Raw genomic sequence first — 12,963 nt, forward strand, 5'->3', positions numbered from 1 at the left:
GCGTACTTGAAGTAGTGCTTGACCATGTCAAGACCTCCTGGTGGGGCTGGCCGGCGCGGCCGAGCACGCCCCGATGACGTGCTCCGGTGCCGGCGGGTGGGGAGTGCAGTTTAGGGAATCGAACAAGCCTCGACCAGGGGTGAGACGGCATCAAATTCCTTGCCCCGAAAGGGCAGTGCCGCAGCTACGGGTGCGGGCGGGTGCGCTGGGCCGGGAGGCGGGGCTCGGGGGCGCGGCGGGCGATCTCGGCGAGGGTGTGGAAGAGGACGTCGCCGAGCAGGACCGGCTCGCGAGAGGCGCCCGGGGAAGCGCCCGAGGAGACGTCCGGGGAGGCGGCGGGCGGGATGGTCGGGGGAGGCTCGTCTCGGAGCTGGCGAGTGGGCATGGCTCTTCCTGCCGACGGGGTGGCCGTGCACACTCCTGCCCGTCGCGCCCCGGGGACACCCCGGCCGGCGGGCGAATAGGCCGGAAACGGAGCCTCGGGGGCCGAAAGGGGGCCGAAAGCCACAGGTCCGGCGGGTCGGCGGCGCCGTCCTGCGGGTCCGCGACGAGGTCCGTCCTCGCCGGTGACCGGTGCGGCACCGATGGGCGAAGATGGACCGGTGACCGAAGCCCGTACCGCCCCCCGCCTCATCGCCACCGACCTGGACGGCACCCTGCTGTGCGCCGGCGGCACCGTCAGCGAACGCACCGCCGCGGCCCTGGCGGCCGCGGAGGCGGCCGGGGTGCAGGTGGTGTTCGTCACCGGGCGTCCGCCGCGCTGGATGCAGCAGGTGAGCGCGCACATCGGCGGCCACGGGGTGGCGATCTGCTCGAACGGCGGCGCGGTGGTGGACGTGCGGCGCGGCGAGCTGCTGGAGTCGTTCCCGCTGCCGGTGGAGACCACCCTGGCGGTGGTCGAGGTGCTGCGCGCCAAGCTGCCCGGCACCGCGTTCGCCTTCGAGTACCCGGACGGGTGGGCCCGCGAGCCCGAGTACGCGGTGCCGATGTGGGGCGACGACCTGGAGCACGCGGTCGGCCCGGCGGAGAAGCTGCTGGGCGCCGGCGGGCCGGTCCGGGGCCTGTTCAAGCTGCTGGCCAAGCACCCCGACCTCGACCCGGACGCGTTCCTCACCCGGGCCCGGGAGGCGGCCGGGCACCTGGCCGAGATCACCCGCTCGGCGCCGATCCCGCTGCTGGAGATCAGCGCGCCCGGCGTCACCAAGGCCAGCACGCTGGCCCGTTGGTGCGCCGGGCACGGGATCGACCGGAGCGAGGTGGTGGCCTTCGGCGACATGCCGAACGACCTGGAGATGCTGGACTGGGCCGGCACCGCGTACGCCGTCGCCAACGCGCACCCGCAGGTGCTGGCGGCGGTGCCGCTGCACACCGTGAGCAACGAGCAGGACGGCGTCGCGGCGGTGCTGGAGGAGCTGCTGCGGCTCCCCTGAAGGCGTGCCGCCCGGGCCCTGGACAACAGGACCTAGCCGAAGCGGCCGTTCACGTAGTCGGAGGTCCGCTGGTCGCGCGGGTTGCCGAAGACCTGAGCGGTCGGCCCGGCCTCCACGATCCGGCCCGGGGTGTCGTGGGTGGCCAGGAAGAAGGCGCAGGTCTGCGAGACGCGCTGGGCCTGCTGCATGTTGTGGGTGACGATCACGATGGTGAGCCGCCCGCGCAGTTCGGCGATGGTCTCCTCGACCCTCCGGGTGGAGGTCGGGTCGAGCGCGGAGCACGGCTCGTCCATCAGCAGGATGTCCGGCGAGACCGCCAACGACCGTGCGATGCACAGGCGTTGCTGCTGCCCGCCGGAGAGCGCGCCGCCCGGGGTGTGCAGCCGGGTGGAGACCTCGTCCCAGAGCCCGGCGCGGCGCAGGCTGGTCTCCACCAGGTCCCGGCGCTCCTCCTTGGAGACCTTGATCCCGGCCAGCTTCAGGCCGCTGGCGACGTTGTCCTGGATGGACATCGCCGGGAACGGGTTGGGCCGCTGGAACACCATGCCGATCCGGCGCCGCACCTCGGCGGGGCGCCGGCCGGGACGGTAGACGTCGTCGCCCTCCAGCAGCACCTCGCCGGCGAGCGCGGCGCCGCGCACCATCTCGTGCATCCGGTTGAGGATCCGCAGGTAGGTGGACTTGCCGCAGCCGGACGGGCCGATCAGCGCGGTGACCTCGCCGGCCGGCATCGCCAGCGAGACCCGCTCCAGCACCTTGCGGGCGCCGAACCACGCGGAGACCTCCCTGGTCTCCAGCCCGGCCAGCGGCTCGCCGCCGGGGTGCGGGGCCGGCGGCAGCGGCGGGAGGGTGAGGGTGTCGGCGGCCGGGTCGGTCGCCGGGGCGTCCGCCGTGCCCAGGCCGGTGGTCGGGGTGTCGGTCATCGGTGCATCCGTCATCGGTACGGCCTTCCGGGCGCGCTTCAGTAGAGGTTGGGCAGCAGGGCCGCGGCGTTCTCGTAGACCGCCCAGAGCAGCGCGCCGAGCACCGGCGCGAGGCTCAGGTAGGCCGCCGAGGCCCGCCAGTACCGGGCCAGCAGGAGCGCGCCGAGCACCGCGCCCAGCAGCCCGAGCGACCACAGCTGCAGCGTGGCCAGCGCGCCCTTGTCGGCGGCCAGCGCCTTGTCGTACGGGACGGTCCTGGGCCGGCCGCCGGGGTTCTGCTCGGGGTCGCCGTCCAGCCGGGCGCCGACCATCACGGTCGAGCCGGGGATCCAGTCCGAGTCCCCGGTGACCAGGACGAGCCGGTTGCGGGCCGGGTCGGTGATCGGGTGGTCGCCGTCGCCGTACACGTTGACGGTGTAGGTGAACTTGCCCTGCCCGGTGGTGGCCTCGATCTTGTCGCCGACCCGGAGCCCGGACAGTTCGGCGAAGGGCGCGCCGAAGGTGGCGCCGCGGCCGAACAGCACCGCGACGCCGCCCTGGCCGGGCAGGGCGGTGTCCCGGCGGTGGCCGGGCCCGCGCATGAGGTCCCGGCCGGTGGTGCCCTCGACCACGACGGCCTGGTGCAGGCCGATCGCCGGGATGTCCAGCAGGGCCACCGGGGCGCCGTCGGCGGCGGCCCCGGTGGGGGCGACGGCCCGGGCGAGCTGGTCCCGGAAGGTCTTGTACGCGGTGGACTGGAAGTGCCGTTCCTGGACGTGCGAGAGCGTGAACAGGTAGCCGACGAAGCCCAGCACCAGCGCGGCCAGCAGGCTGGCCACCCGGGCGCCCTGGAGGAGGCGGCGCCGCGCGGGGGCGGCGGCGGGCCCGGTCGCGGGGGTCGCGGCGGGCGGGCCCGCGGGCGTGGCCGGCCGCGCGGGGGCGGCCGGCTTCTCCAGCACCGGGGCGGTCACGAGGCGCCGTCCGAGGACTTGCGCCGGCGCAGCAGCCGTCGGCCGAGCAGCGGCGGGACGAGCACCACGGCGAGCAGTTCGAGGGCGGTGAGCGTGCTCAGCGTCCAGTCCTCGGGCTTGCCGGCCACCTCGACCACGTTCGCCGCGACCTCGGTGCTGCCGCCGCGGCCGCGGGCGACCACCTGGCCGGTCTGCGGGTCGACCACGTCCTCGGTGCCCGGGTCGCCCGGTGCGGCGCCGTCCGCGTTCGGGTCCGTGCCGGCCGCGCCGTCGGCCGCCGCGGCGCCGTCCCCGGTGCCGCCGGTGCCCGCGGCGCCACCGCCCGTGCCGCCGGCGCCGCCGGCCGCACCACCGCTCGTTCCGCTGCCGGTCCGGCCCGTGCCGCCGCCGCTGCCGCCGCCCGTGCCACCCGTACCGCCGCCGCCACCGGTACCGCCGGCCGCGCCGCCGCCACTGCCGCCGCTGCTGGAACCGCCGGCGCCCGAGCCGGTCTTGACCGCCTGGCCGCCCTGCACGGTGCAGTCCAGCGGAGCGCCCTGCTTGTCGCAGGGGCTGGGCTGCGGCGCGTTCTTGAGGACGGTCAGCTCACCGGTGGAGTTGAAGGTCGGGTTGGCGCAGTTGGACAGGGTGTCCGGGTCGACCGGGCTGGCGTTGCCGGGGATGCTCCTGGTCTGCAGCAGGCCGCCCTTGACCAGGCCGCGCGGGATCGGCGAGTAGCCGAGGCCGTCCGCCTCGCCCTGGCCCTCGCACAGCACGTAGGCGAGGAAGCGGCTGAGGGCACTGCCCTTGTCGTTGTTGAAGCGGGGCGGCGGGGGCAGCGCGGCCCCGGAGCGCGGCACGATCACGTAGCTGTAGCTGGAGATCGGGTAGGAGCGCGGGTCGTCCATGGTGTAGACGCCGTCGAGGTTCTGCTGCAGGTAGTTCGGGTCGGACACCGGGGTGTTGTCGTCGACGCCGCGGATCTTCGCCGCGGTGAGCGCCACGGCGACGTTGGAGGCGGTCGGCAGCGAGTAGTAGCCGGCCTGGTTGAGCACCTTCACGACCGGCCAGTTGCTGCGCTTGGCGAAGGCGTACTCGTCGTAGCCGATGGTGCCGAGGCCGGAGGAGGCCTTGATGTAGCCGGCGACGACGTCCGAGCCGTTCTGGGCGACCATCCGGCCGGACGGCGGGAAGAACTCGGTGTAGTCACCGCAGGAGACGCCGTTGACGGAGGAGCAGTACGCGTCCCACTGGTCCTTGTGGGTGTGCTCCATCCAGCGGGTGAACTGCGCGGTGGCGCCGGAGCCGTCCGAGCGGACCACCGGGGTGATCGGCAGGTTGGGCAGCGTCTTGCCGTAGTCGGCGGTGATCTTCGGGTCGTTCCAGTTGGTGATCTTGTTGGTGAAGATGTCGACGACGGTCTGCGGCGAGAGCCGCAGGTCGCGGACCTGCTTGCCGCCGACCACCAGGTTGTACATGAAGGTGGTGCCGCCGGCGGTGATCGGCACGTACGAGAAGCCGTAGGTCGGCTGCTCCGCGCTGCCCTGGCCGTTGCGGCGGCCCGCGTCGTTCACGCCGGCGTCGGGCGTGGTGCGGAACGGCACGTCGGAGGCGGTGAAGTCGTTCTGCCCGAGGGTCCAGGAGTTGCGGCCGGCCGCCGAGCCGACCGGGTTGAAGCTGATCTGGATGCCCTGCGACCCGACGTCCTGGCGCCACTGGTCGATGGCCGGACCGGCCCAGCTGGACCCGTCCGCGCTCAGCGCGACGCTCGCCGCGAAGGCCCGGGAGCCCGGCCCCAGCATCGGCGCGGCCGCGAGCAGCAACAGGGACATCAGCAGGGCGAGCGCGCGGGCCACGGGGCGGCCGGCAGCCTCCCACGACATGGGGACTCCTCTGGGACGGAGGGTGGTTGGGTGGGTCATCAGCTGTTCCCGGGGAGTGGGAGGGCGGTGGCCGACGCATGGGAGGACGCGGTCCGCGCCAGCGCCGGACGGACGGTGTCGGACGGCCGGGCGGCTCGTGCGGCGGCCTCGGCGCGCCGCGCCTCCAGGTCGATCCGGCGCTTCTGCCGCCTGGTCAGCTCGCCCGGCTTGCGGCCGCCGAGCACGCGCGCGGTGACGAAGAGGATCAGCACCAGGACCATCAGGGTCAGTCCGGCCGCGAAGGCGCGGGCGACCATCTCGGGGTAGGGCTGCTTGACGTAGTTCCAGATGTACAGCGGCAGCGACACCTGGTGCTCGTGGAGCGGGTCGGCGTTGAACTGCGAGGTGAAGCCCGAGGTCAGCAGCACCGGCGAGGTCTCGCCGACGCCGCGCGCCATGCCGAGCACCACCGCCGTCACCAGACCGGGCCGGGCGGTGGGAAGGACCACGTTCCACACCGTGCGCCACTGGCTGCCGCCGAGCGCGTACGAGGCCTCCCGCAGGGTGCCGGGCACCAGCCGGATGACCACCTCGGCGGCCCGGGTGACGATCGGCATCATCATCACGGTCAGCGCCAGCGAGGCCGCGAAGCCGCTCTTCTCGAAACCGAAGGTGATGATGAAGACGCCGAGGATGAACAGGCCGGCCACGATGGAGGGCAGCGCGGTCATCGCCTCGACCAGCGTCCGCACCGGGCGCGCCAGCCGGCCGCCGACCTCGGACATGAAGATCGCCGCCGCGATGCCCAGTGGCACCGCGAACAGCGTTGCCAGGCCCAGCTGTTCGAGCGAGCCGACGATCGCGTTGAGCGCGCCGCCGGAGGTGATCGGGGAGAGCGCGGCGGTCCGCTCCATCGACTCGGTGAAGAAGTTGAGGTGCTGAGCCGCCTCGAAGCCGCGGCTGGCCACGTAGCCGATCTGGTCGACGATCAGCGCGACCACCAGCAGCCCGGAGCTCCAGGAGGCCACCGACACCAGCCGGTCGCGCACCATCAGCCTGCCCCACTGGAGCCGGCCGAGCGCGAAGTAGCCCGCCAGGAACAGGAGGTACCAGCAGACCAGGAAGCCGAACGCGCCACTGAACGGCAGCACCCGCTCGTACAGCGCCCAGTTCAGCGCCAGCGAGCCGACCAGTGAGCCGGCCACGGTGAACACGTCCTCGCGGGTCACACCGCCGAGCCGCACCTTGGTCTGGGAGCGCGGTGGCGCGGCCTCGGCAGGTGCCTCGGCGGAGCCGGAGGGCGTCGGACCTCCGGGCCCGGACGCGGCGACCGGTGGCAGGTCGAGCGTGGTCATCGGGTCGTCCCTTCGACGCGGTGGGTCATGTCGGTACGCCGCCTCAGTCCGCGGTGGAGGCCCCGGAGCGGGACCGGTTGATCACGAAGCCGGCTGCCACGTTGACCAGCAGGGTCAGCGCGAACAGCACCAGGCCGGCTGCCATCAGCGCGGAGAGCGAGAGCGCGTCCGACTCGCCGAAGCGCAGCGCGATGAGCGCCGAGATCGAGTTGGCGCCGTTCTCCAGGATGTGCGTGATGGTCTTGAAGCTCGGCGAGACGATCAGCGCGACCGCGATCGTCTCCCCCATCGCCCGGCCGAAGCCCAGCATGATCGCGCCGATCACCCCGCCCTTGCCGAACGGCAGGACCACCGCGCGCACCATCCCCCAACGGGTCGAGCCCAGCGCGTACGCGCCCTCCCGCTCGCCCTGCGGGGCCTGGGAGAACACCTCCCGGCTGAGCGAGGTCACGATCGGGATGATCATCAACGCGACGACCACGCCCGCGATGAAGGTGGAGGAGGTGTAGGAGGTGCCGATGTCGCCGGTGCGCACCTTGAGGAAGGGGATCGTGTCGCCGAGGTGGTTGGTCAGCCAGCGGACGAAGCCGATGATGCGCGGCTGGAGGAAGAACAGCCCCCACAGGCCGTAGATGATGCTGGGGATCGCCGCCATCAGGTCGATCAGCGAGATCAGCGCCGCCCGCAACCGGACCGGCGCGTACTCGGAGATGAAGATCGCGGTGAAGAGGGCGACCGGGACGGCGATCACCAGGGCGATGACGGCGATCAGCAGGCCGTTCGGCAGGACGGCCGCGATGCCGAAGTTGTGCGCGGCGGTCTGCCACTTCTGCTCGGTCAGGAAGGACCAGCCGACCGCGCGCAGCGCGTCCGTGCCCCGCAGGACCAGGAAGAACGCGATCATCCCCATGATCGCGAAGACTGAGAGCCCGGCGACCCGCAGCACCCCGCGGAACACCCGGTCGCCCGGGGTCGCGGGGGCGGTGATGGTGCGCGGGACGTCCCGGTCGGGCCCGTGGCCGGGTTGGCCTGGCACCCCGGCGTACGGTGCCGCGGGCTCGGCGGCGGATGTCATGGTCTGCTCTCCGTGCTCGGGTGCGGGGGACGGATCCGGTGCGTACCCATTCGGCCAGCCACAGGTGGCCGGATCGGGTCGTGCGTGTGTACGAGGGCCCAACGCGGCAACTCGGTGGCGGAGTTGGGAACTCCGAATGGCCGGACCGGACCGGCGAATGACATGTCCGTGCTGGGGCTTCTCACCCAAGTCCTCTGATGTGAAAGGTATTTGCCTTCGATCACGCGCGGCCGGACCATTGGCCGATTCCATCCCAGACGCAACGCGCGTTGGCTCCAAGCGACTTCAGCCATGCGAAAACGACTCGGCGGGGCCGAAACGGCGGCCCCGCCGAGTCGTGCTTCGGTGATTCTGTTGTGTCCCCGCGTCAGTCCGTCACGGGCGGCGGCGCAACCGCGACCAGCCCTTCCGCACCTCCGCCAGCGCCCGCGCCCCGGCGGGCGTCCCGCCCAGGAAGAGGACCGCCGGACCGCCGACCAGCAGCACCAGGCCGCCGATCAGGGCGACGGGCAGGAGCAGCCGCGCGGCGCCGGAGCGGTCGGGCGCCGGAGTACCGGCCGCGACGGGCGCGGCGGACAGCGGCTTGCCGGGCGTGCTGGGCGTCGCGCCGGGCTTGGCACCGGCACCGGCACCCGCCGCCGCTCCACCCGCCGCAGTTCCACCGGCCGCCGTTCCCGCTCCACCGGACGCGGAGCCCGCACCGGTGCCGGACAGGCCACCGGTGGAGGACCCGCCGGACCCGCCGGACGCCTGGTCCCCGGTCTCGCCGGAGGCCGCGGCCCCGCTCCCGCCGGACGCCCCGCCCTCACCGACCTGGGTGACCGGGGCGACGCCCTGCCCACCCCCCGTACCGGAGGCCGGCGTCGAACCGTCGCCGCCGGTCGCGGGCGGGTTCGGCGGCGCGGCCTGGTTGCCGGGCAGCTTGGCGTCCTGCGCCTCCAGGTGGCTGATCGCGTCCCCGGCCTGGGTCCGCTGGGCGGCGGTCAGGGCGAGGAAGCCGGGGGCGAGGTGGCCGGGCTCGTACCCGTAGACCTGGCCGGTGGTGGTCACCGCGCGCATGAACTTGGTCATCGCGGCCACCTTGCCGGCCGCGACGTCCTTGGTCGGGAGCATCGCGTACTGCACGGCGGTCAGCGGGTAGGCCTTCTGGTCACGCGAGAGGGCCGAGTCGGACGCGCCGTACGGCAGGGACTGCACGCCGGTGGCCTGGTCGACGGTCATGTCGGCGACGGCCGCCTGGAAGCCCGGGCCGTCCGGTGAGACGAAACCGCCGGCCGGGTTGAGCAGTTGGGCCTCGGGCAGCGAGTAGGCCTTCGCCTCACCGGTGTCCATGATCGCGAACAGCGTCCGCTTCCCGATCTTGAGCGGCGGGCACAGGTCGTGCGAGCCGTCCGACTTCGTGTCCCCGTTGACGCAGTTGGGCTGGTTCCACAGCACCTTGCGCACCACGTCGTTCAGCCCGGTCGAGATCGGGTTCCACTCGAACTGCTTCCAGTTGCGCTTGGCGTCCTCCTTCGCGTCCGGGATCCCCGAGGAGTCCTGCCGGACGAGGGAGTCGGTCGGGTAGCCGGAGAAGGCCGGGCGCAGGTAGAAGCTGTCCACGTGCATGCCCCACGGGTCGGACTCGCCGTCCAGGAAGCGCACCGCGTCGGGGTCCGAGGCGATCCACGACGTCAGCTGGTACGTCATGTCCGCCGTCCCGCCGAACACCGTCGGGGTGGTGTTGTTCGAGAGGCAACCCGTGGGCCAGGAGACCGTGCCGTCCGAGGGCAGCGGGTTCAGCTTCTGGAACTCCGGGTCGTCGAAGATGCAGATCGGGTTGCCCTTCACCGACGGGATCGCGGCGCCGGGCGAGGCGTAGGACTGCGTGAGCAGCTTGGCCAGCAACCGCGCGTTGAGCTTCATGCTCCTGATCTGCCGACCGGTGTTCGGGTCGTCCACGACGAACACCACGGAGATCCCCGAGGTCGCGATCGGCGAGTACACGTACGGGCGCGGTGGCGGCGCCTGGGTGTCCGGCCGGGACGCCAGCGCCATGTCGCCGCCGCCCGACAGGAAGTCCGTGCGGGCCTGGGCGTCGCCGTTCGCGAAGCCGTACGTGAGCGACATCGGCTCGGTGCCCTGGCACAGCCCGGCCTGCCACTGCGCCATCGCCCGCTTGGCCGGTTCGAGTCCGGCCACCCTGAAGGCCGCGTGCTGGTCCGGACAGGCCGCCGCCGTGGGGGCGAACTCCAACGGCACCACCGTGCGGCGCTCCCAGGAGCACTGCTCGGACGTCTTCATGTTCGTGTAGCGGTTGATGGTGCCGTTGAGCTTCAGGTCGGACGCCATGCCGAAGTCCAGGTCCAGGCTGTGGTTGTCGCAGCCGAGGACGCCCTTGCGGGTCTTGTCCGCCCAGGCGATCGAGTCGCCACCGTAGTTGGGCTCGACGACCAGCGAACACGGGTGCTTGTCGTCACAGCCCAGGGTGGGGCTCTGGTCGGCCGTGTAGAGCTCGATGTCCGCGAAGCCCGAACCGTCCGGGCCCGTGACCGAGACGACCATGTTCGACGGGTAGTCGGGGAAGGTCGTCCCCGGCGCGGGCGTCTTCTGCTGGAAGCCCGCCGCCGCGTCGGCGTTGTACAGGGTGCTGTCGTAGCAGTCGGTGACCTTGGGGTCGGTGCCCCGGCACTGGTACACCCGCACCTGGTAGAAGGGCTGCTCGCTGCGCGGTGCCGGCCCGTTCAGCCAGGGATCGCCGTTGGCGTCCGAGGTCGGGGTGAACCCCTTCCAGCCGACGTGGACCACCTGGTTGACCAGGTTCCTGGTCTGCACGACGCTCACACTGCCCTCGGGGCCGTACACGCCCTCGTTCGGCTGCCACACCTTGGGCCCCGGCACCGTGACGGCGGAGTCCTCCGCCACGGCCTGCGGCAGCGCCCCCAGGCCGATCGGCAGCACGCCGACAGCGACCACCGACGACCACACCATCGCGAGAGCGGGCAGTCGGCGGCGCCACCGGCCCAAAGGTCTCCGGTCGGGCGGTCGGACTCTCATGGCGGGTACCTCCGTGCGATTGCGCGCCGCCGGGAGACGCGGCGCAGGGGATCAGGCATCGAGCGGCCAACGATTCCGGTACCCGTCCATTCGGCCAGCCGCAGATGGCCGGATCCGGTCGCGCGCGTGTACGAGACCACAACGCGGCACCTCGGTAGCGGAGTTGACGCCTCCACGGAAAAACAGGCCCGCGCCTGTCGGCACGGGCCTGGACCAACCGGTGGGCGATGCTCAGCCGTTGACGGTCAGCGCGAAGGAACCGACCGCCTGACCGTTCGTGAAGAAGGCGGTGTTCAGCTTGCTGTCGAGGAACTGCGCACCCGCGGCGTCCACGGTGAGGGCGGAGGCGGTCAGCGACTGCGTGGTACCGCTCTGCTCGGTCCGCTGGAGGCCGGCTGGCTTGAACAGCAGGACCGGGTCGGTGGCGCCGTCCGGCACACCGGTGAGGCGCCAGTCGTCGGCGCTGAACGCGAGCTGCTTGAAGAGCACGCTCTTGCCGGTGAAGACGTCGACGAACAGCAGGCTGCCACCGAGCGTCGCGTTGCCGTAGTAGCCGCGCAGGTTCACGCTGCCGCCGGTCACCGGGAGGCTCGTCGCCAGGCCCGCGGTGGTGTTGTAGGAGACGCTGGCGTTCGGCAGCGGAACGATGAACACACCGTTTCTCGCCGCGGCCTGGAGGAAGGTGTTGTTCTCGGTCACCACGGCGCTGCCGGTGGGGACGGGAGCGGCGTCGGCCGCGGCCACGCCGCCGAAGGCGGTGACGGCGAGGACGACCGCGACGCCGCCGGCGAGGAACCGACCGGTGGTACGGGACATGCTGGGCTCCTTGGGAGAGGAAGGTTTCGCGCTGAGGGTGGAGAACCGGTCCGAGGGCCGGCCGACGGGTCCGACCGGAGCCGGCCCGTTCCCTTCGAGACGTCCCGCCGGTGGGCCGGCGGCCACGGGCGCGAAGCCCGTGGCCGCCGGATGGTGCGGGGTGGATCAGGTGCGGGATGGATCAGGTGCGGGGTGAGTCAGGTGAGGGTGGATCAGGTGAGGGTGGCGACACCGCAGGCCGGGGTGGCCAGGAAGCCGTAGCTCGCCAGGTCGGCGGCGGCGACCGGGTCGGTGCAGATCCAGCCGTTGGAGCCGAAGATGGCCTGGAGCGCCTGGCCGTGCGCGTCGGTCGCCGTCCACTCGGTGTCGCGGATCACGTTGTAGACCACGCGGCCGAAGGAGGAGTTGGCGAACTTGGTGTTGATCACGTTGTTGGTGACCGGGGTCAGGGTGGCGCCGTTGACCACGATGTTGCGCAGGGTCAGGCTGCCGGGGGCGTCGGTCGCCGTGCCGTGGCCGCCGACGGTCTGGCCGAGGTAGTGGGCGACGGAGTAGGGGAAGACGACGTTCGGGTCGGTCAGGTTGGCGTCGGTGCCCTCGTTCTCCTCCGGGCCGGTGGTGACGCAGGCGCCGGGGGTGGTCACGCCGATCGCACCCAGGAAGAAGGAGCGCGTGCCGGAGTCGGCCTGCGGCAGGAACGGCTTGATGGTGGCGTTCGGCAGGCTCGCGCTGATCTGGTTCCAGTTGGTGGTGGTGCAGTTGTAGATCGCGGTCAGCTGCGCGGAGGTCAGCTGCGCCGGGGCGTTGCCGGTGCTCGGGGCGGACCAGGTGACGGCATCCTTGGCGAGCGCGACGAAGTCCAGGCCGTGGGCGTCGGTGGCCGCCGGGCCGCGCGAGGAGCGGGCGAAGTCCACGGTCGCGCCGGTGTTGGCGACCAGGGCCTTGATGCCGGCGCCGGAGCCGTTCGGGCGGGCGATCGAGGTGGCGCCGGTCTTGGTGGTGATCGGCGAGGTGCCGGTCGCGTCCCAGCTGTACAGGCGCGGCGCGGTGGAACCGGCGCCCAGGGAGGCGTTGTAGTCGGCCGAGAACTGGTTCAGCAGGACCTGGATGGTGTCCGAGCCGACACCCACGATGTCCTGGGCGGCCGGGGTGACACCGGCGGCCGGGTCGGCGATGGCCGAGCCCGAGGCGACGGTGGCGAGGGAGGTCGCCAGGGCGGCAACGGTGAGCAGCTTGGCAGCGGTCTTACGCATGTTTCTCTTCCTCCGGTGGGAGAGACGTCCATCGCGTGAACCCGTGCTCTGGTTGGGAGCCCGGGGCCGGTGGCCGCGTCCGCTGCGGCCGCTCCGGCAGTGCAGATCCTGTCCGGCCCGGAGGTTCCGCCGGAAGGGAGGTCGAGGGCGGGTCGGGATTGTCGACTCATCGGTTCGACGAGGTTTAGCGACTGGTCAGCGCGGGCGCGGCGGAGGGGAAAGGGGGTGGTCGGAGGCCGGTGACGTTCTTCTCCAGGTGGCGACTCGGGGTGTTGCCGGAAACC

At 72.4% G+C, this 12,963-nt stretch carries 10 protein-coding genes; 1 reads left to right on the top strand and 9 read right to left on the bottom strand.

Going from position 1 to position 12,963, the window contains the following annotated elements:
• Positions 1-184 precede the first annotated feature (184 nt).
• Positions 185-385, bottom strand: coding sequence for a hypothetical protein (locus AC07BF_RS18400; RefSeq protein ID WP_478333597.1), 201 nt, complete (start codon positions 383-385; stop codon positions 185-187).
• 199 nt (positions 386-584) lie between these two features.
• Between AC07BF_RS18400 and AC07BF_RS18405 the strand changes: the two genes are divergently transcribed.
• Entirely contained in the window at positions 585-1,430 is an 846-nt protein-coding gene (locus tag AC07BF_RS18405; RefSeq protein ID WP_363581514.1) for an HAD family hydrolase, read from the top strand.
• Between the two features lie 32 nt (positions 1,431-1,462).
• On the opposite strand, the gene AC07BF_RS18410 is transcribed toward AC07BF_RS18405, so the two are convergent.
• The 8 genes from AC07BF_RS18410 to AC07BF_RS18445 form a co-directional block, all read right to left on the bottom strand.
• On the bottom strand, positions 1,463-2,353 hold the full coding sequence (locus AC07BF_RS18410) for a phosphate ABC transporter ATP-binding protein (RefSeq protein ID WP_363581516.1): 891 nt from the start codon (positions 2,351-2,353) through the stop codon (positions 1,463-1,465).
• 38 nt (positions 2,354-2,391) lie between these two features.
• Positions 2,392-3,303, bottom strand: coding sequence for a class E sortase (locus AC07BF_RS18415; RefSeq protein ID WP_400985461.1), 912 nt, complete (start codon positions 3,301-3,303; stop codon positions 2,392-2,394).
• On the bottom strand, positions 3,300-5,165 hold the full coding sequence (locus AC07BF_RS18420; protein ID WP_363581520.1) for a substrate-binding domain-containing protein: 1,866 nt from the start codon (positions 5,163-5,165) through the stop codon (positions 3,300-3,302). The genes AC07BF_RS18415 and AC07BF_RS18420 overlap by 4 nt, the downstream gene beginning before the upstream one ends.
• A 38-nt stretch (positions 5,166-5,203) precedes the next feature.
• Positions 5,204-6,499 carry a phosphate ABC transporter permease PstA gene (gene pstA, locus AC07BF_RS18425; RefSeq protein WP_400985462.1) on the bottom strand — a complete coding sequence of 432 codons (1,296 nt, stop codon included), beginning with the start codon at positions 6,497-6,499 and terminating at the stop codon, positions 5,204-5,206.
• A 43-nt stretch (positions 6,500-6,542) separates the two neighbouring features.
• The gene (gene pstC / locus AC07BF_RS18430; protein ID WP_363628045.1) at positions 6,543-7,574 is read right to left on the bottom strand and encodes a phosphate ABC transporter permease subunit PstC; all 1,032 of its coding nucleotides are present in this window, start codon (positions 7,572-7,574) and stop codon (positions 6,543-6,545) included.
• 375 nt (positions 7,575-7,949) lie between these two features.
• Positions 7,950-10,529 (bottom strand): hypothetical protein, encoded by a 2,580-nt coding sequence (locus AC07BF_RS18435; protein ID WP_400985464.1) that lies wholly within the window; start codon positions 10,527-10,529, stop codon positions 7,950-7,952.
• A 312-nt stretch (positions 10,530-10,841) separates the two neighbouring features.
• On the bottom strand, positions 10,842-11,426 hold the full coding sequence (locus AC07BF_RS18440) for a hypothetical protein (protein ID WP_363628043.1): 585 nt from the start codon (positions 11,424-11,426) through the stop codon (positions 10,842-10,844).
• 212 nt (positions 11,427-11,638) lie between these two features.
• Positions 11,639-12,679 (bottom strand): PstS family phosphate ABC transporter substrate-binding protein, encoded by a 1,041-nt coding sequence (locus tag AC07BF_RS18445; RefSeq protein ID WP_363581526.1) that lies wholly within the window; start codon positions 12,677-12,679, stop codon positions 11,639-11,641.
• Between the last annotated feature and the right edge of the window lie 284 nt (positions 12,680-12,963).

It is taken from the genome of Kitasatospora sp. NPDC043950, from assembly GCF_056435345.1.